Annotated in this window: 22 protein-coding genes; 8 read left to right on the forward strand and 14 right to left on the reverse strand. The window is 42.4% G+C overall.

Translation table 11 applies throughout. The annotated features are described in order from the left end of the window. Positions 1–10 precede the first annotated feature (10 nt). The gene (locus tag K1X76_06405) at positions 11–430 is read right to left on the reverse strand and encodes a secondary thiamine-phosphate synthase enzyme YjbQ (GenBank protein MBX7148701.1); all 420 of its coding nucleotides are present in this window, start codon (positions 428–430) and stop codon (positions 11–13) included. Positions 431–529: 99 nt separating this feature from the next. On the opposite strand from K1X76_06405, the gene K1X76_06410 reads away from it, so the two are divergent. Next, positions 530–2,008 (forward strand): leucyl aminopeptidase, encoded by a 1,479-nt coding sequence (locus tag K1X76_06410; GenBank protein MBX7148702.1) that lies wholly within the window; start codon positions 530–532, stop codon positions 2,006–2,008. 6 nt (positions 2,009–2,014) lie between these two features. On the opposite strand, the gene K1X76_06415 is transcribed toward K1X76_06410, so the two are convergent. Next, positions 2,015–2,407: a GFA family protein gene (locus tag K1X76_06415; protein MBX7148703.1), complete on the reverse strand. Its 393-nt coding sequence runs from the start codon at positions 2,405–2,407 to the stop codon at positions 2,015–2,017. Positions 2,408–2,538: 131 nt separating this feature from the next. Between K1X76_06415 and K1X76_06420 the strand changes: the two genes are divergently transcribed. Further along, the gene (locus tag K1X76_06420) at positions 2,539–3,126 is read left to right on the forward strand and encodes a hypothetical protein (GenBank protein ID MBX7148704.1); all 588 of its coding nucleotides are present in this window, start codon (positions 2,539–2,541) and stop codon (positions 3,124–3,126) included. 21 nt (positions 3,127–3,147) lie between these two features. Here the strand turns inward: K1X76_06420 and K1X76_06425 are convergent, their stop codons facing one another. From K1X76_06425 to K1X76_06450, 6 genes are all read right to left on the reverse strand, one after another. Then, positions 3,148–4,107 carry an ATP-binding cassette domain-containing protein gene (locus tag K1X76_06425; protein MBX7148705.1) on the reverse strand — a complete coding sequence of 320 codons (960 nt, stop codon included), beginning with the start codon at positions 4,105–4,107 and terminating at the stop codon, positions 3,148–3,150. 215 nt (positions 4,108–4,322) lie between these two features. After that, on the reverse strand, positions 4,323–5,306 hold the full coding sequence (locus tag K1X76_06430; GenBank protein ID MBX7148706.1) for an ABC transporter ATP-binding protein: 984 nt from the start codon (positions 5,304–5,306) through the stop codon (positions 4,323–4,325). Positions 5,307–5,318: 12 nt separating this feature from the next. Further along, positions 5,319–6,284 carry an ABC transporter permease gene (locus tag K1X76_06435; protein MBX7148707.1) on the reverse strand — a complete coding sequence of 322 codons (966 nt, stop codon included), beginning with the start codon at positions 6,282–6,284 and terminating at the stop codon, positions 5,319–5,321. Continuing rightward, entirely contained in the window at positions 6,285–7,613 is a 1,329-nt protein-coding gene (locus K1X76_06440) for a M20/M25/M40 family metallo-hydrolase (protein ID MBX7148708.1), read from the reverse strand. A gap of 1 nt (position 7,614) precedes the next feature. After that, positions 7,615–9,195 carry a GMC family oxidoreductase gene (locus K1X76_06445; protein MBX7148709.1) on the reverse strand — a complete coding sequence of 527 codons (1,581 nt, stop codon included), beginning with the start codon at positions 9,193–9,195 and terminating at the stop codon, positions 7,615–7,617. 21 nt (positions 9,196–9,216) lie between these two features. After that, positions 9,217–9,654, reverse strand: coding sequence for a hypothetical protein (locus tag K1X76_06450; protein MBX7148710.1), 438 nt, complete (start codon positions 9,652–9,654; stop codon positions 9,217–9,219). A 48-nt stretch (positions 9,655–9,702) separates the two neighbouring features. Between K1X76_06450 and K1X76_06455 the strand changes: the two genes are divergently transcribed. Continuing rightward, positions 9,703–10,251 (forward strand): NUDIX hydrolase, encoded by a 549-nt coding sequence (locus tag K1X76_06455; protein MBX7148711.1) that lies wholly within the window; start codon positions 9,703–9,705, stop codon positions 10,249–10,251. A gap of 23 nt (positions 10,252–10,274) precedes the next feature. Next, positions 10,275–10,973 carry a hypothetical protein gene (locus K1X76_06460; GenBank protein MBX7148712.1) on the forward strand — a complete coding sequence of 233 codons (699 nt, stop codon included), beginning with the start codon at positions 10,275–10,277 and terminating at the stop codon, positions 10,971–10,973. Between the two features lie 152 nt (positions 10,974–11,125). Here K1X76_06460 and K1X76_06465 read toward each other — a convergent pair whose 3' ends face one another. Then, entirely contained in the window at positions 11,126–11,683 is a 558-nt protein-coding gene (locus K1X76_06465) for a hypothetical protein (protein MBX7148713.1), read from the reverse strand. A 424-nt stretch (positions 11,684–12,107) separates the two neighbouring features. After that, positions 12,108–12,353: a hypothetical protein gene (locus tag K1X76_06470; GenBank protein ID MBX7148714.1), complete on the reverse strand. Its 246-nt coding sequence runs from the start codon at positions 12,351–12,353 to the stop codon at positions 12,108–12,110. Positions 12,354–12,398: 45 nt separating this feature from the next. Here K1X76_06470 and K1X76_06475 point away from each other — a divergent pair, with 45 nt between their 5' ends. Then, entirely contained in the window at positions 12,399–12,734 is a 336-nt protein-coding gene (locus K1X76_06475) for a type II toxin-antitoxin system HicA family toxin (GenBank protein ID MBX7148715.1), read from the forward strand. Beyond that, positions 12,731–13,063 (forward strand): type II toxin-antitoxin system HicB family antitoxin, encoded by a 333-nt coding sequence (locus tag K1X76_06480; GenBank protein ID MBX7148716.1) that lies wholly within the window; start codon positions 12,731–12,733, stop codon positions 13,061–13,063. The genes K1X76_06475 and K1X76_06480 overlap by 4 nt, the downstream gene beginning before the upstream one ends. An 18-nt stretch (positions 13,064–13,081) precedes the next feature. On the opposite strand, the gene K1X76_06485 is transcribed toward K1X76_06480, so the two are convergent. Next, positions 13,082–13,567 (reverse strand): hypothetical protein, encoded by a 486-nt coding sequence (locus tag K1X76_06485; GenBank protein MBX7148717.1) that lies wholly within the window; start codon positions 13,565–13,567, stop codon positions 13,082–13,084. A gap of 7 nt (positions 13,568–13,574) precedes the next feature. Then, positions 13,575–14,042, reverse strand: a complete 468-nt coding sequence (locus K1X76_06490) for a chromate resistance protein (protein ID MBX7148718.1) — start codon at positions 14,040–14,042, stop codon at positions 13,575–13,577. Between the two features lie 118 nt (positions 14,043–14,160). On the opposite strand from K1X76_06490, the gene K1X76_06495 reads away from it, so the two are divergent. Further along, positions 14,161–14,979, forward strand: a complete 819-nt coding sequence (locus K1X76_06495) for an NAD(P)-dependent oxidoreductase (protein MBX7148719.1) — start codon at positions 14,161–14,163, stop codon at positions 14,977–14,979. A gap of 69 nt (positions 14,980–15,048) precedes the next feature. Here the strand turns inward: K1X76_06495 and K1X76_06500 are convergent, their stop codons facing one another. After that, positions 15,049–17,202, reverse strand: a complete 2,154-nt coding sequence (locus K1X76_06500; GenBank protein MBX7148720.1) for a hypothetical protein — start codon at positions 17,200–17,202, stop codon at positions 15,049–15,051. A 321-nt stretch (positions 17,203–17,523) separates the two neighbouring features. On the opposite strand from K1X76_06500, the gene K1X76_06505 reads away from it, so the two are divergent. Continuing rightward, a complete protein-coding gene (locus tag K1X76_06505) occupies positions 17,524–18,396 on the forward strand; it encodes a Fic family protein (protein ID MBX7148721.1) in 873 nt (290 codons plus the stop codon). On the opposite strand, the gene K1X76_06510 is transcribed toward K1X76_06505, so the two are convergent. After that, complete coding sequence (locus tag K1X76_06510) at positions 18,393–19,250, reverse strand: hypothetical protein (GenBank protein ID MBX7148722.1); 858 nt, start codon at positions 19,248–19,250, stop codon at positions 18,393–18,395. The genes K1X76_06505 and K1X76_06510 overlap by 4 nt on opposite strands. Between the last annotated feature and the right edge of the window lie 76 nt (positions 19,251–19,326).

Genomic DNA, 19,326 nt, shown 5'->3' on the forward strand with positions numbered 1-19,326 from the left:
CTGTGGGTAGTTACTCTCCAATAATCTTTACCAACACCCTTTTACGCCTCTTGCCATCAAACTCACCATAAAAAATCTGCTCCCAGGGGCCAAAATCGAGTTTTCCTTTAGTAATAGCCACCACACTCTCACGCCCCATAATCTGGCGTTTAATATGAGCATCGGCATTATCTTCGCCGGTATCATTGTGACGATATTGATCGATAGGGGCATGAGGCACTAATTTCTCTAAAAACACCTCAAAATCGTGATGAAGCCCGCGTTCATCGTCATTTATAAACACCGATGCCGAAATATGCATGGCATTCACTAAACAAAGCCCCTCTTTTATGCCACTTTTAGCCAAAATAGCCTCAACTTGTGGGGTAATATTGATAAAAGCCCGCCGTGTTTTAGTTTCAAACCATAATTCGTCACGATATGATTTCATAAAATGAATCCTCTCCTAAAATAGCCTTGGAAAACATCAATGATTTCGCTACACTTATAGATCAAAATTTAAACCAAGTTAGACCAAGGAGCGCTTTCCATGAACTATCAGTTTTTAACCTCTGATGCTGCTAAACAAAAAACCGATCTCTTAGTCGTTCTTTTACACGATACCAAAATTGGTTCTCATCCTTTAGCCAATGCTCTCAACAAAAAATTACACTTCGATAAACTTTTAACAACCGAAAAATTTGAAGCAACTCCCTTAGCCGCCAAACTCATCCCCACACATGGCTTAGCTAACGCTGGCTACGTGCTACTGGTTGGTTTGGGCGATAGCAAAAAAGCAGATTTAGAAACCTTAAGACGTGTAGGTGCCCGTGTATATCAAGTGGGCATGCAAGTACGGGCCAAGACAATTATTACCCAATTAATGCCTTCTCCCCTCGAAAAAGTATCCGCTACAGACGCTTGTCAGGCCTTGGTAGAAGGCGTGGAACTCGCCGGGTACTCATTCAACCGTTACTTTAAACCTAAAAAAGATGTACATGTGATTAAATCACTTTCTATTGCCGTTCCTGCAAAAGCAAAAGCGGCTGATCTTAAAAAAGCAGCCAGCAAAGCCGTTATCTTATCAGAAGGCACCAAGCTAGCCCGTGATTTAGTTAATACTCCAGCTAACGATATGACACCCTTGGCTCTAGCCGCTGTTGCCAAAAAAGCCAAAGGCGTACGTGTTAAAGTTTTTAATAAAGCGCAAATCCGACGACTAGGCATGGAATTATTTTTAAGCGTTAATTACGGATCTTCAAATCCTCCCGCGTTTATTGAAATGCATTACAAACCTAAAGGAAAAGCGAAAAAGAGAGTTTGCATTATCGGCAAAGGTATTACGTTTGATTCGGGTGGCCTCTCCATCAAACCCGCTAAAGGTATGGAAACTATGAAGGACGATATGGCGGGTGCCGCTGGCGTTATTGGCTATATGTCCGTCATTGCCCGTTTAAATCCTAAGGTAGAAGTGTATGGGTTTGTGGCCGCTACCGATAATTTGGTGGATGCACATTCTACAAAACCGGGTGATGTGATTAAATCGATGAATGGCAAAACGGTTGAAATTTTAAACACCGATGCCGAAGGCCGTTTAACACTGGCTGATGCCTTGTGTTATGCCGGAAAAAAGAAACCCGATTATATGGTGAACACCGCTACCTTAACCGGCGCCTGTTTAGTGGCGTTGGGAGATCGTTATTCGGCCGTTCTCAGTAATGATAGCGAGCTCACCAAAAAACTTATCGATAGCGGCGCTTACACGTGTGAAAAAATGTGGGAGCTCCCTTTGGCCGATGAATATAAAGCTGAACTTAAATCTCCCATTGCCGATCTCAAAAATATCGGAAGCGGTTATGCTGGCACCATCAACGGTGGTTTATTCCTGCAAGAATTTGTGGATAAAATCAAATGGGCTCACATCGATATCGCTGGCCCCGCCTGGACAGAAAAACCCAAGGAATACGAAACCCGTGGCGGTACCGGTGTTATGGTACGTACCTGGGCTAAGTTTGTGGAGAGTTTGTAAACTCGATTATTCCATCTCTTCAGAATGATGACGTAAATCTTCGCCGTGCACTTCCCAGTCGCGGCCGTTGAATTGTTCAAAATAAATATCTTTAACTGTCGTCATATCCAGACAACGAACATTCACCGAATAACCGTTAGGTTGAGAACGAGGAACAAAGAAGGATTTAATGCCGCAGGTTTTGCAAAAGAGATGATTGGCAAGGCCCGTGTTAAAACGATAACTCACTAAGTGATCGGAACCGGAGGTAAGACGAAATTTTTCTTGAGGAACTAATAAATGTAAATAGCCTGTACGATTGCATACCGAGCAATTGCACTCGATGGCCTCAATTTTTTCGGGGGCCTCCACTTCAAAGCGAACCGCCCCACAATGGCAACTTCCGTGGTGTGTTACCATATTCTCCCCTCTATAAAATGTGATCTACCACCTCTTATAATTTAAGGTCCATCAAAAAGTGATAACGCTATGCGTTATATAAATAACTTGATTACACACAACTAAAAAGCAAGCATACCGATAAGTATAGTATGGGCACCGTAGTAAGCAATGTAACACCTATAAAATCCTGCACCGAATTTAATCCTTACGAGGTACAGGCTTTTTTGCGCCAATCACTGCGTGATAATGATTTTACTTACAATAATTGGTCGCAATGCGTAGATTCTGTAGAAGAAGTGGCGAAGGCACTGGAATCTCGTTTAAAACCTTTTAACCCCGTTTATAAAGTTACTTTTTTAACAGTACCCACCAACACATGTGGATCACGAACTTTATTAGTAGGGCACGCCTTTCTTGATATTATGATATGTGGAGGCACTTACCGCGTAGATCTCATTGGTGACGAAGGCCCTGGACCAATAGCAGGGTTAAGACAATACCTTTTTGAAGAGTTGCGTTGTACCTCTACCCCTAAAGTTTATGAAGAAGAAGTTTTTATGGCGTATGTAACAGCTAACGCTAATTTTGAAGACACAGAAGAATACAAAGCAGCAAAAAAATTTGTTTTCGAAAACCAACCACTTGTTAGAAGCATGCCCCCTGAGGAAGTAGTAGAATGTCCAAATCCTCTTAGGGAAGCTATAGACGATTTATGGGAACTTTTACCTTCATTTTAAGCGACTAATTTTTTAAAATTATCACACCAAAATACACGCAACCTGATGATGTGCTGTTATATTTTTAAGCGGAGGCACACCTTCCGCACATTCGGGTTTAGCACTGGGGCAACGGGTATGAAATACACAACCACTGGGTGGATTAATGGGAGACGGAACATCCCCCTTTAAAATAATGCGCTTCTTTTTTACATGCGGATCGGGCACGGGTACTGCCGATAATAAAGACAAAGTATAAGGATGCTTAGCCTCATGAAGATTTTTAGATTCAATCACTTCCATCACGCGCCCCAAATACATCACCACAATTTTTTGACTAATGTGCTCCACTACTTTTAAATCGTGGGCAATAAATAAAATAGTTAAACCCAACTCGTCTTTTAAATCGGATAATAAATTAATGATTTGAGCCTGAATGGATACATCCAAAGCCGACACCGGTTCATCGGCTATAATAAGCTTGGGGTCTAATGCTAAAGCCCGTGCAATGCCCACACGCTGGCGTTGCCCACCCGAAAATTCGTGCGGGTATTTATGATAATGTTCCTCTTTTAAACCTACTTTTTCCAAAAGCTCCATCGCACGTTTTTTAGCTTCGGACGACGGCACAATTTTATGCACCCTTATAGGTTCTTCAATAGCCTTGCCAATGGTCATGCGTGGATTAAGTGAGGAATACGGATCCTGAAAAATAATCTGCATCTTCTTACGCAAGGCCCGCATTTGAGAAGACGAGTACGCGGTGATATTGTCTCCATCAAAAATAATATCGCCACTATCGGGTTCTATCAGTTTTAAAATCGAGCGCCCCAGTGTAGACTTACCACAACCCGACTCACCCACTAGCCCCACAATTTCACCTTCGTTTACAGCAAGCGACACATCGGTAACCGCATGCACATGGCCTACCGTTTTTTTAAAAAATCCTCCTTTGATAGGGAATTTTTTAGTGAGATTGTTGATTTTTAAGAGTTCGGTCATTTCTTTTTTTCTTCTCTCTAACAACTCAAATAAAACACAAATATTAAAATAGACTTAACCCCGAGATTAGGACTTTTAAAATTTTAGACCCTATGTCGTCGATTGAAACAAGCGGGATATAAAGATTCAATCGGCGATATTGGAGCCGTTGTTTGGGCCGACCCAAACAACGGCGTGTCTAAAATTTTAAAAGTCCTAATCTCGGGGTTAAGACCTTAATATGGTTTAAAACAACGCGCCCGGTGCGCTTTGTTTTTATCCCCCAACATCCACGGGTGATTTAATCTACAATCTTCAAATACCCGCTCACAGCGATCACCAAAATAACATCCTGCGGGCAGTTCTGATAAATTAGGCACCACACCCGGGATGGATTTTAACTTTTTTTCTCCCTGTTTTTTCAAACTAGGAATAGATTCCAAAAGCCCCTTGGTATACGGATGCATGGGCCTGTCAAAAATTTCGGTAACCTTGCCCTGCTCCACAACTTCGCCGGCGTACATCACCGACACATCCTGCGCATGCTCGGCCACAATACCAAAATCGTGCGTGATAAGCAGCAAGGTCATATTTAAATCGTCAATTAATTGGTGAATCAAATCTAAAATTTGGGCCTGAATGGTTACATCTAAAGCGGTAGTGGGTTCATCGGCAATAAGCAGTTCGGGGTTAAGCGATAACGCCATGGCAATCATCACCCGCTGACGCATCCCGCCGCTCATTTGATGCGGGTAATCGTGCACACGACGCTCTGGGTTAGGGATACCCACCTTTTGCAACATGTCAATTGAGCGTTTTAAGGCTTCTTGCTTGGAAACTTTTTCGTGAACCAAAACGGCTTCGGCAATTTGGTCGCCAATGGTATACACCGGATTAAGGCTTGTCATGGGTTCCTGAAAAATCATAGCAATGCGCTTGCCACGCACTGCTTGCATTTCTTTTTCGGTAAGCGAAAGTAGATCTATGCGTTCATTATCATGAGGGGTAAAAATAATTTCACCGTCTTCAATACGCCCCGGCTCAGAAATTAAATTTAAAATGGAAAGTGCAGTCATACTCTTTCCACTACCCGATTCACCCACCAAAGCATGGATAGATTTTTTTTGAACCGACAAATTCACATCGTTAACGGCTTTCACAATCCCGTTTTGAGTATGAAAAAAAGTTTTTAAATTTTTAATATCTAACAATGACGGCATAATTAAGTTGTATCACGTCTTGAGTTTAGGATCGAGCACATCTCTTAGGCCTTCGCCTACAATATTAAAAGACGTGATGGTAATAAAAATAGCAAATCCCGGAAAAAAAGTAAGCCACCAGGCAATATCCATAAATTCGCGCGACTGCGACAAAATATCCCCCCAGCTAGGCGTGGGTGGTTGTACACCAAAACCCAAAAACGAAAGCGACGATTCAATTAAAATGGACGAGGCCACCCCAAACGTAGCCGACACCATAACAGGCGCCATGGCATTGGGCAAAATATGTTTAAATAAAATGCGTGGTACTCTTAAGCCTAAGGCGCGCGTGGCACTCACAAAATCTTGATCCCGCAATTTTAAAAACTCTCCACGCACCAAACGAGCCACTCCCGTCCAGCTGGTAAGCCCAATAACAATCATAATATTAATAAGACTTGGGCCTACAAAGGCCAAAACGGCCAGAATTAGAAAGAACGTGGGAAAACACATCACCATTTCCATAAAGCGGGAAATCATGATATCAACCCTGCCACCATAGTAACCGGCCACGGCACCAATAATAACACCCACAACAAGATAAATACCCACCGCAACAAAACCTACCGACAGCGAAATACGTGAACCATGAATCATGCGCGAGGCAATATCACGACCCTGTTCATCGGTTCCTAAAAAATGTTCGTGGCCAGGAGCAATAAGCGGATTATCCAAATTATACTCGGTAGGAGAATACGGTATGGGAGGCATGAAACCAAAATCCTTTTTTTGCAAGGTCAAATCACGATACGATGAAATATTTTGAGGTTCGTTGCCAAAAACAGGAAAATACATGTGCCCCTGATATTTTAAAAGAAGAGGCTTGTTACCGGCTAAAAGAGGCGCTGCTATGGCAATGGCAAATAATGTAAGTACAATTAAAAAGCCAATTGCATTCAGTTTAGATTTAAAAAATTGCTTAACAATTTGTTTTAACATTTAAGCTCTTCTTATAACATCGCCCAATACTTTTACACCCCACAAAAATCCTTCCACAGGAATACGTTCGTTGTGCCCATGAAACATTTCCGAAAAATTCATGTTAGGCATCAATTTTACAGGCGCAAAACCATAACTTTTAATACCCAGGCGGCTATAATGAGCAGCATCGGTAAAACCTGGAATAAGATACGGAACAGGAATAGCTCCCTCGTGATTTTCAATCACACTACTGGCCAACACATCGTAAAAATCATTTTGATAATCTTTAATTTCGGTAGGATTCCATTTATAGTTTACTTCAATATCTAAACCGGGGCCAATCACCTCGCGCACTTCATTTAAAAAACTCTCTACCGTTTGCCCAGGCAAAATACGCCCATCTACTTCAAAGGTAGCTGTAGACGGAATTACATTTACCTTACTACCCGCTTTAAGAATAGTGGGAGATACCGTGTTGTGAAAAAGAGCATTAAAAACTTTAGCACGCTTTTTATCGGGCAATACTTTGCTGGTAATAAACGAATGAAACAAACGGTTTTTAACAAGACTTAAAATAATATTTTTTGGAAATTTTTGGGCACTGGCCAAATAACTAATAAATTTATTTACCACAGGATGCGAATGAAACGGCAAATGATGTGTGCCCAAACGATGTGCTGCACCCGTGAGTTTATTAACTGCCTGGTTATCGTGCGGCATAGATCCGTGGCCCGGATCACCTTTTGCAATAACCCTAAACCAGCAAATACCACGCTCGGCTACACCAATAGGGTAAAAAACTTTGTCTTCTACATACAAACTAAAACCACCTACTTCGTTTAACGCATACTCGGCCTGCACCAACTCCGGACGATTTTCAACCAGCCACTGGCTGCCGTGAGTACAGGCCGCTTCTTCATCAGCCACCGCGGCAAAAATAAGATCGCGATTTAAATTTAAACTGTTCCGTTTGGCGTAAAGAAGCATCATCAGCTCCATCACCACCATCTGTTTCATATCCACCGCACCACGGCCCCAAATACAGCCATCTTGAATTTTTCCCGAGAACGGATCTACAGCCCAATGCTGGGGCTCGGCAGGAACCACGTCCACGTGGCCGGTTAAGAGAAGTGGTTTTTTAGAACCATTGCCTTTAAGACGCGCCACTAAATTGGCGCGCCCGGGTGCACTTTCAAAAATATCGTGTGGAATATTTTCTTTGGTAAGAATTCCCGATAAAAATTTAATAGCTTCCAGTTCATTACCGGGAGGGTTGGTAGTATTGATACGGATAAGCTGTTGAAGATATGCAACCGCTTCGTCCTTAATAGTGTCTAAATTAATCATGTTATGTCCGGTACTTCATTACATTTTCGGCAATGTGAAAAGCCGTGCGTGTGGCCAATGCCATAATGGTTTCTTGAGGATTCACACCAATAGACGATGGAAACACCGATGCATCGGCCACATACAAACCTTTTACATCATGACTTTCTCCAAAACCATTCACAACCGATTTTTTTGGGTCACTACCCATTTGAGCAGTCCCCATCATATGTACTGTCATCAGCTCTAAATCGATAGGTCTCATGGGATATTCGTAAATTTTACGGATATCATCCAGCGTTTTAATTTCGTGCAAATTATCAAATGGCAAATACACCCGCTTGGCGCCGGCCGCAAAATATATTTCAGATAAAAGAGCAATGGCCCGTTTGGCCAGCTCAAAATCGCGCGCGTTTAAACTATAGGTTACCAAAGCCTGATCGCCGGGAATAGCCCGCACCTGACCACGCGAGGTGTCTTCAATTAATGCAGCGCCTGTTACACAGTGATTATAAATTTCTTTAATTTCATCTAAAAAACCCCTCCCATATTGAGGGAGAGCCAAGGCCATTACAGTTGGCGGAATAAAATTAACCGCCATAATAATTCCTTCGTCCATAAATTCGGTTATCTGACACGCCTGATTAACACCCTTCCAGGCTTCAACTTTATCGTTAAACACACCCACTACTTTGGTATTGGGATGAGCAAATAAATTTTTACCAACAAGTCCGGATGAATTAGCTACCTTGCTGCGGAGTAAGAGTACGGGTGTTTGAATGGCTCCACCACAAACAACAGTAATAGGAGCCTGAATACGTACCTTGTGTAATACTTTTTTAGTTTCGGGATGAACAATAACACCCGAAACACCATCTGCCTTAGAACCTTTAAGATGCACTTTTTTAACACGACAATTGGCAATCACGCGGCCCTTGGCCTGAATAAAAGCAGGAATATAAGAAACAAGAGATGATTGTTTGGCCCCCGTAGGACATCCAACCAAACATTGATTGGTGCCCACACAAGCTTTTCCCGACCGCACATTGGGTTTTACCTTGTAGCCCAAACGCTCGGCCCCCAGCTTTAACAAATCGGAATCTCTATTTTGCGCTTCGGGCAAAACAGGAGATACCGACAGCATTTTTTCAACGCGGTCAAAATAAAAATCCATCTTTTGAGGCGTTAAATCAGTCAGCCCGTTTTCCCATTGCCAGCGTTTTAAAATTTTATCGGGCGTCCTCCAGCACATGCCGCCGTTAATAACGGTAGACCCACCCACACAACGCCCTTCGGTGTACATGATGTTGGGTTTACCCATCATGGCGGTAGAACCTGCATCGCGGTAGAGCTTGATAATTCCTTCAAGCGTGTTGAGGTGCCTAAAATCTTCGGTTTTGTAATAACCACCCTCTTCCAAAACAATAACCGATAACCCTGCTTCGGCCAGTTCCTTGGCCACAGCCGCACCACCCGCACCACTCCCCACCACCACGGCATCGCATTTTTCGGAAATATTTTTTTTGATGTCGGAATAAGTAAGAATCATAAGAGGTGGATAGTGGATAGTGAATAGTGGATAGTAATGAGCTTTTTTTACCATCCACCATCAACCATTCACCATTCACTTATTCAAAATTTCCTGCCTTAACGCAATTCTCTCGTTAATATAAGGTTCCGGAAAATATCCCACATAATTCCAAATGCGCCTTTCGGCAAAATAGATAACCAGTAAAAATCCTTTTAAGGCCTTAAAAATTTCGCGGATGGCCACAATTTTATTATGGGCCCATTTGTGAGTATATTTTTCTTTTTTAGCATCAGACAAGGATGAAAAACGCTGAAACCCAAAACCAAAAAAAGGAACGGCATATTCAAAAACAACAAAACCCATTTTAAGAAAAAAACGGGTTAACGGCGGCTGTTCTATCAGCATACGGTTCATATACCCAAAAAACCAGTCGGCAATATCATCGAATGTAAAAACAGGATTATCCGGAATAAGTACCGGAATTAATTGGCGCACCACACGTTTCATTAATGATGTTAAGTGCTGAGGCATGAAGAATTTTTATAGCATGGCACCTCAAGGTGCGCTAGTGCTAATACCATGGATCTCTTAAGCCTGTTAGAAGCTTTTTGCCCCTTAAATAATCATGAAGAGCAATTAAAAACCCGTTTTATGGCTTTTGTTAAAAGCACGCCCCATTGTTTTAAGCGCGAACACCTGGCAGGCCACGTAACGGGCTCGGCCTGGCTTTTAAACCCGGCCAAAACCCATGTTTTGTTAACACACCACAAAAAACTGGATAAATGGATCCAATTGGGGGGGCATGCCGACGGTAATCCTCATATTTTAGAAACCTGTTTGAGGGAAGCCCAGGAAGAATCGGGTATTTTGTCTATTACTCCCCTCTCGCCTCAAATTTTGGGGATAGATATTCACCTCATTCCTGCCCGCAAGGATGAACCCGAGCATTTTCATTATGATGTTAATTTTCCGTTTGTGGCCAATACAGACAAATTTATTGTGAGTGAAGAATCGAACAACTTAGCCTGGGTAAAAATTGAAGATATTTTAACGGGCAATTACGAAAATTCTCTTAAACGTTTGGCTCAACACTGGCAGATACTTAGTCAAAAAACTTTGCCCTCGTAAAAAAAATTTGTTAAAAGATCCCTATGCTTAAAAAAACATCCTATTTACCACTTCTTTTTTTATTAACATCAATTCATTGCGGTGGCTGCCCCGCTAGCAAACAGGCTACACAACCGACTACAAACACTTCTACATCTCAAACACCTACTCCTGCGCAACCGGCAGCCCAAACACAAAATCAGGCATTTGAAATGTTCAAAAAGCTTTTTTTACAATCTTATCTTCCTCAAGATATTTTACCAGGAGATGAATCGATGGAGGCAACACTTCCCGCCAACGCCATCGAATCGATGCCAGTCGATTATGCGGGCGACCCTAACCAATATAAACCTACCAATCCTTTTTTAGCCGGAAGTGGTTGCTGTGAATTTTATCCGGCGTTTAACTACGAATCCACATCTCAATATGTGGCCTTAATTTACCGTCAAACCAATGGTATTGGCGAGGGTAGTGAGTATTTTGTTTTGGTCACTTATACACTTGCAGGCCAACCCATCGATAATAAAATTATTGCTTTGCAGGAAGGTGATATCGAATTTCAAAATATTCAAACCGCCACTTTAGAAGGTGGGCATAGCATTGCAGCCCGTAAAACCGAAACAAAGTTCATGATTGCCGATAGCGGGGAACAACAACCCACGTCTAAAAAGGAAACTTTTATCACTTATAAAATTGGTTCGGATGGCAAAATAAGCGCTACCGAATCGGCAACACCGCAATAGAAAATTTTCAAGCAAAAGGCTTGTGAAAAGACACCTTGGGGTTGCGTCATCATACTAGTTGCTGGTGTTTTAACTTGTATGATGATGCAACCTGACCCCACCCGCTGCAGAGGCCCTGCCCTTTATTTTACGAGATAGGGATTGAGAAAAAACTACCCCTGCTTCATGTGCGGCACACCTGGTTGATAGTCATTGTTCAAAACTGCATCCGGATTGCCGATCATTATCAGCGGTGTGCCAATCAAACCCGCCCACACACGGCCCAGGCTGCTTGTCACGCCATCAATAATGCCCTGCGCTCCAGAACGCACACCCTGCGCCACACGGGTAGAATCGAGCCATTGATACGCTCCGGTACCATGCGCCACTTGGGCCGCACTCGCAAACATGGCCCCTTCCGCCGTACTTCCACCTAAGGTTCCCCATTGATTGGGAGTTAAATCAAAACCAATAGCGTGCTGCGTCTCTTGCACAACCCCCGTTTCACCCACCCATTCACCGGCACGTTCACCCATCTCATGTGCGGGAACCGCCACCGGTAAAACCAATAAATCCGCCGGTGCCGTAGCGATTAACATACCACCAAAAACACCGAAAATCCACGATTGTGCCCATTCGGGAACACCTTCCTTATCCATACCTACATCGACAGTGCCAAACAAAGCACCAGCCACGGCACCATAAAAAATATTCCTCTGAAAAGGAGTCATTAAACCCCTTTCTATTTCTGATAAGAGCTTATAATCATAACCCCCGCCGCTACCCATTCTCAAAGCGGGTTCTAAATGAGAGCTACCATTAGTAATTATTGTCCAGCCCCTGCTTTTTGCCTGTTCCAGATATGCAAAAAAAGCTGCTAATTTATTTTTTGGTATAATTACAAATTTTGGCTCACCATTTAAATTGTACTTAAAAACAAGTGATGGCCCCATTTCTGAGTTGTCTGGGGGAACTTTATACTCAACATTATTTAATTCATTACTGTCAAATAAACTCTTTAGGGTTTGAACTGGATTATCAGGAATGGTTTGGTATCTTGGTTTATAAACACACACCACATCCCCCAAAGACGAATCACAAAACCCATTACCATCCGATGGCTCTGAACTTGTAATGGGCTTATAAGAGTCAATTTCATAAAAGAGCCCTGATACCTGTAAATTGGAATTCATCCCTACGGAAAGGATCAATCAGCCAGTTGATAGAACCACTGGCAATAGCCACATCCCATTCTTCTTTACTGATTGCAAAATTACGGTCAACATCAATCGTCGTCAACAAAGTGGTAAGGTTATTTGTTTTTTGCTCACCCTCACCCACCACATATTCATTCGCCACAAAGTCCAAATCGGTATAATTTATTGTAGTTTTTGCGCTCATAAATAAATTTCTCCTCAACAGTTTTTTATCGACATTACAAGGAAAATGTTACCTCCAAAACAGGCCCAAACACAAAAACTGCTATCAGTTTGTTATCAAATAGCTCTTGAAAAAATGCCACTATATATGGTACCAAATGATATGGGATCAGCAGAAAGTCTCATCGAAAAACTGGACCGGCAAAATATTAAACAATCCGAATTGGAAACATTACTGTCTAGGCTGGGCTTTATAAAAATAAGAGGTAAGGGTTCTCATGAAGTATGGGGGCATCATCAATATCCCGATATTCATATCGTGATTGCTTCCCACAGCAAAGATGTCCCCTCTTATCAGCTACGGCAAATCAAAAAATCTCTTCAAACACGGGGCATTCTATGAAAAACAAAACTGCTTATCTCATCAATATTTTATGGTCGGAAGAAGACCAATGCTATATAGCCGAAGTACCGGAGCTGGAAGGCTGCATCACCCACGGCAAAACCAGTGAACAGGCTTTAAAACATGTCCATCAGGCTATCGAAAGTTGGATCATGGCCGCCAAAAAACTAAAACATCCCATTCCTAAACCAGCTCTCATGCGCAAGGCCAGCGGCAAATTTAACGTCCGCCTGCCACAAGCGCTTCATAAAGATCTCATCATCCGTGCCACCCGTGAAAAAGTAAGCTTAAACCAAATGGTCACCACTTTATTGGCAAAAGGCTTGTGAAAAGACCCCACCCCTCTCTTATCTGCACCCTATAACCGCTTCCTTGTACTTTTTATATCCTTCTAAATAATCAACATTAACAGCAGGTATGGGGGAACTATAAGCTTCGCCGGCCCAATCATCGAGAGTGGGGCCAGTTAAAAGAGTCACTTTTTTTCTGGAAAAAAAATCGGCCCAAAATGCCCCGGTGTGGTTGGTGGAAGAAAAAATCCCTATAGAATATTGGGGAGGTAAAGAATCGCCCACTTTAAGACCACCTTTAATAACCCCAACAACTTTCGCCGTTATCTGCACTTTTTTTAACTCGGCCTCATCGGGCATCCAGTTATTAAGCCTGTACTTGTCGGGATATTTGCCAGCCTGCGGCTGCAGGCTTACTTCAACAATATAATCATTTTTAACCCAAGGAGGCACATCTTTTAATGCATCACACATATCGCCTCTTGATCCGGCAAAAACCGGAGCCGACATAAAAAAAAGAATAATGATAAAAATATATTTCATAACAAGGTTACAGCCCTTTAATAGGGTCAATATTGTGACCTACTCCTTCGGCTAAAGTAGACTCACGCACTTTATTATAAAGAGCATCAAATAATTTTAAACCAAAAGCTAAAGCTTCTTTATCGTTAGCTGGAATTTGGACCAAACGGGCTGCCTCCTCTTTTAAACCAAACGTCTCAAAATATTCTTTTAATGTTAACGCATTGCTATATCGCAACACAGGCGCCATTTTACCCAGTGCCGGATTAGTAAAACGGTACGATACCAAAATACGCTCAAACGCACTCCATCCCTGCGTACGCGAAAATTCTACGCCTTCAATATCAAAAGGCAGGCCCAAGGTTTCGGAAATAACCGTATTCACCGATTCCTCAGGGGCAAAAATAATTTCTGCTTTTTGATCAACAAAACGGGTAATAAGCCAGCTACTGGCCAACTGAAAAATATCGGGAGACGATGTGGTAATCCAAATCATATGGTATTGGCCATATCTATTTTTTAAACGTAACGCAAGGCTATTGCTACCGGCCACCTTAAATGAAACAGTGTAAAATTTGTTGACTTATACGCTTAATCCATCAGAAATATCGTTTATGTCAAAACTCAGCAAAAAAACTATTATTATCACGGGCGCTAGCCGCGGCATTGGCCGGGAGATCGCTTTAAAACTGGCTCAAGATGGAGCTAACCTTGTACTCGCTGCCAAATCGACAACCGAAGGAAAATTGCCAGGCACCATTTATTCGGTTGCCAAGGAAGTAGAAGCTTTAGGAGGCACAGCTCTTCCTCTGCAGGTGGATGTGCGTGACGAAGCAAGCGTGCAAGAGATGGCGAATAAAACTATTGAAAAATTTGGGTGTATTGACGGACTTATTAATAATGCCGGCGCTATTCAATTAACACAGCTCGAATCTACCCCACCCAAGCGTATGGATTTGATGCTCGATATTAACGTAAGAGCGGTACTGATGTGTTCGCACTATTGCATCCCTCATCTCAAAAAAAATGGCGGCCATATTATCAATTTATCACCTCCCCTTTCGTTAAATCCAAAATGGTATGGCAATCATGTGGTTTATTCTATTTCCAAATACGGCATGAGCATGGCTACCATTGGCATGGCCGCCGAATTAAAAGAAGCAGGCGTTGCTGTTAATTCATTATGGCCCCGCACGATTATTGCTACAGCCGCGGTGAATATGATTATGGGAGAAACCGGTATGGAAATTTCGCGCACACCGGCCATTATGGCCGACGCCGCCTACGAAATTTTAATAACTCCTCCAAAAGAACTGACGGGGCAAACTCTTTTAGATGAAGATTTTTTAAAAACGCGTGGGTATACCAATTTCGAAAAGTACACCACCATCCCCGGCACCACACCAGCACTCGATTTGTTTGTAGAAAATTAATGAATAAAAAAAGGTCCCCGCACCATGCGGGGACCTTTTTACTGAAGTACCGTTCACTTGAAGGGTCGTTTATTCAAGCGATTGGATTTTTTTACGTAAGCGTAAAACTGTGATTCCACCAAGCGCTAAGGCAAAAACCACCGCCATAGCTGAGGCTTGAGTTTGCGCGGGGTTAATGGAACAACCACCGGCAGACGAACCGGACGAGGTAGAAGGAACAGGAGTTTCAATGGTGCAGGCCGATGAACAGCCATCGCCATCCACCACGTTACCATCATCACATTCTTCTACACCGGTTTCGAGCGAAGCATCACCACAGTGGCCCAATTCAAAAGCACCCATGTCGCAGGCAGCTACTCCATCGGCATTACCATCAATGGCCCGGGCAAAACCACGGGCATCTACTGTTAACACGCTGGCCACAGCATCTTCGCAACCACTAGGATTAGCCGCATCCACAGCAGGGCTTGTAGCCTGTAACGCTATTGTGGGGACAGCACCGCCGTTATCGGTCAAACTTTCTAACAAGGGGTCAATCAAGCTGCCAGCTGTACCTATTAAGTCACCTGTAGAACTGGTAAACGTACAAGCTGTATTGTCGCCAATTAAGTTATAACCATCGGAAGTGATGGCACCAAAACAATCGGGAACTTCTCCGCCTAAATCCTGGTTTTTAGCAACAATACTGTTACGGATGAGCATGGTACCACCCGCGTTATACAATCCACCAACATCGCCCGAAGCGTCGTTATCACTATCGGCAATATTATCAACAATAGTAGAGGAACTAATTTCGGAATTACCGGCAATAAACAAACCACCCACACTCGATTTAGCTTTATTGCCACTTACAGTAGAGTTTGTAAGTGTAGCATTAGTTGCCGTTACATAGAGACCTCCAACGCTAGAACCCGCCTCATTTCCAGCAATGGTAGAGTTACTAATTTCAACCGATGTACCAGTCAAATACAAGCCAGCAATGTTTCCGGCGGCTTTATTGTTAAGTACCGTTGTAGCATCCATTTCAACACTAGCGTTAATCAATCCACCATAGCTGCCGGTTGCTTCGTTGTTATCGATATGAGAATTGGTAATGGAAACCGAACCTCCTGTAGCCGGGAAATATAAAGCCACATAATCGGTAGCTGTATTGCCACTGATACTAGAATTCATAATTTCCACATTACCCGTACCCTGAATGATACCAGCAACAGGAGCACCAACGCTTACGTTATCATCCACCTGGGTTTGATCGAGGATCATATGTCCCAAACCGTGATAAATACCGGTATAACCCACAGCCTCGTTACGGCTAATGCTTGAGCGACGAATCACCAGCTCACCATCGGTATGATAAAGAGCACCAAGAGCGTTACTGGACGTGTTGTCATCAATATTAGAATCTAAAATCGTCACACTGCCCATACCATTTAAAATACCGGGATATCCCACCGCTATATTTTTAGAAACCGAGCTATTCTTTAAGGTAAGATTACCAGCAGCATGATACAAACCACCACCTGCCGTAGTAGATGTATTTTCATCAAGCTGACTGTCTTCGATAAGAAGGATACCGCTTGCATGATAAAGTCCGGGAATCACATTGGCCTGATTATGACTAATAGACGACGATTTAACATTTACGGTAGCCGTAGCCACAAAAACACCACCGGCCGTAGCACCAGGGGCCAGGTTATCTTCAATGAGCGAATCGCTAATGCTCAGTTCACCGTTTGTAAAAAACACACCGCCACCCAAACCACCGGCTGTTACTTCATTGCTGATGATCGAACAGTTTTCAATCACAAGAGAACCGCTATCGTGATAGATACCACCACCGTTCAAACTTTTACCGTTTTGAAGGGTAAGATCATGCAATTCTACATCGCGATCGGTAGCCGATTGAAATTTAACAACCGTACCAGCATTACCACCATCAATAATAGTAGTGGCTTCGTCTTCACCTTGAAGGATAAGACCTTTATCGGCAGAAAGAACATTTTCGTGATAAGTACCAGAAGCGATGTTGATGGTATCACCTTCTACGGCAGCCGTAACAGCGGCTTGAATGGTACAGTACGGTGTACCGGCCACATCGCTACAGGCAGGATCGTTTTGATCAACATTTAAAGTGGAAGCAGCCCATGCCGAACTGGTTCCCACCATACCGGCAAGGATGGCTCCTGTAAAAACTACTTTTTTAATTAAACTTTGTTTTTTCATTTTCGTGTTTCAGGGCTTACCTACCGTTTGACCACCCCATGTTGTCTTCCGGTTACTCGCCTTGATGACTCACTTGTATGCAAAAGCCCCCTTTCTAACAAGATAAAAAAGACAAAAGTGTATTCATTTGAATACATATATATTTATAAATATATGATTTATAATATAATTTATTTAATATTAAAATTAATACTAATAAAATGAATACAAATTGGGTCAGCTTTAAATAAGCAGTAAAATCAATTATTAGTGAATTTACGTAATTAAATGTACATATTCACTAATAATTGACAAAAAATAGTGAATTTGAGATAGTGCCCCATGGCCACCACCAAGCCCACTCGAACGCAAATAGCCAAATTAAAAGCAGAATATGATCAGCTACGCCCAGGAAAAGAATCTCTCCTTGTTCTTATTGAAGAAACAGAAATACCGGAGAGTGTTTACAATTCCAATGCCATCGAAAACTCCACTTTAACATTAGATGAAACCGAAAAAATTCTGCTCGAAATGGAAGTGTCGCGCCGCATGAATGTGCGTGAAGTTTTTGAAGCTAAAAATCTGGCACGAGTCACTGAATACATCCGTAACCATGCCCATAAAAAAGAACTGAATCTCGACATGATACTTACCCTACATTCGCTGCTCTTAGGAAACATTAACGACAAAATCGCCGGACGACTTCGAATAAAGGGGGAATATGTGCGCGTTGGCAAACACATTGCGGCACCTCCCGAACACCTCCCTGCATTAATAAACGAACTACTGACCGAAGAAAATAGCGATTATGAAACTTATTTTCTCGATAAAATCGCAAGATTTCATCTCAAATTTGAAACCATTCATCCCTTCAACGATGGCAATGGCCGCATTGGACGCATACTTGTTAACTACCAGCTTTTACATCTTGGATTTCCAGGTATTATTATTCGTAATAAAGAAAAAAAGGAATACATGAAGGGATTTGCGGAATACCAAAAAAACAAAAATACCAAAATAACAGAAAAGATCTTTTCAAAAGCATTAACAGAATCGCTGCATAAAAGACTGGCTTATTTAAAAGGACAAAACATTATTACCCTTTCGGAATATGCCAAAAACAAGAAACTTCGTTTAAACACATTACTTAATGCCGCTAAAAGGCAAAACATAAAAGCCTTCCGAGAAAAGGGAGCTTGGAAAATTGCCGATTAACTCTGTCCTTTATTTTCACACCTGTTCTTAATCACTTTTAAAATACTATTCTGGACATCACGCATTAAAAAGTCACCCCAGAGCTGGGCATAAAAATTAAAAAACGTAGATACCTCATAACGGCTTTGAAGATGAAGAATAGCATGCGACTCATCTATCATTTCAATTTCATATTTTCCCTCAAGCACATCAAAATAACGCCCGCCAGGCACCACATGGGCATCTAATGTTGTTAAAGGCGTAGCATTGGGATCGGCCTTAATGGAAAACGCAATTACTTCTTTATTTTTCCACTCGGTAATGGTTTCGGTAAAAAAGAGCCCTTTATCAAACAGCGCACGGCGCACGCCACCCAAGCCTTCAAAACTTAAATCAGCTTCAATTGGCTTTGGGAAACCCATGGTGTAAAAAAAGCCTGTAATGGGTTCGTCTATTTTTTGTACGCGGATGATATGCTGCCAAATCACATCGCGCTTGGCCTCAATAGAAATTTCGGTTTTAACAATGCGTTCTTTTGTGGGCAAGACAAGCTGGTTTTCTACCAAAGCCGAACTCGCGGGCGCTACCAAAAAGAAACCCATCATCACCGTCGCCAAACGACCATGACTATTTTTAAAAACACGAGCCAGCCAGCCTACAAGCCCGCCAATACTTGCCAAAGGCAAATGAATGCACGCCGCCATAATTAAACAAATGGAACCTTCCCAACCCACCAAAAGAGCAAATAACAAAAGGAAACACATGGGTATCCAGGGAAGAAAAAGGGCACTCCATATGCGGATAGGTTTAGAAGAATAAAAAACAGCAATAATGCCAACAACAAAAGGCAGCACAAACACATAACCTAAAGACATGATCATCCACGGATAAGTTAAGATTTCTTTCGTTGCATCTTGGGGAATTTCAGCAAACTTGTAATACATCATGGTA

It is taken from the genome of bacterium, assembly GCA_019695305.1.
In the GTDB taxonomy this organism is placed as follows: Bacteria; UBA10199; UBA10199; order UBA10199; family JAIBAG01; genus JAIBAG01.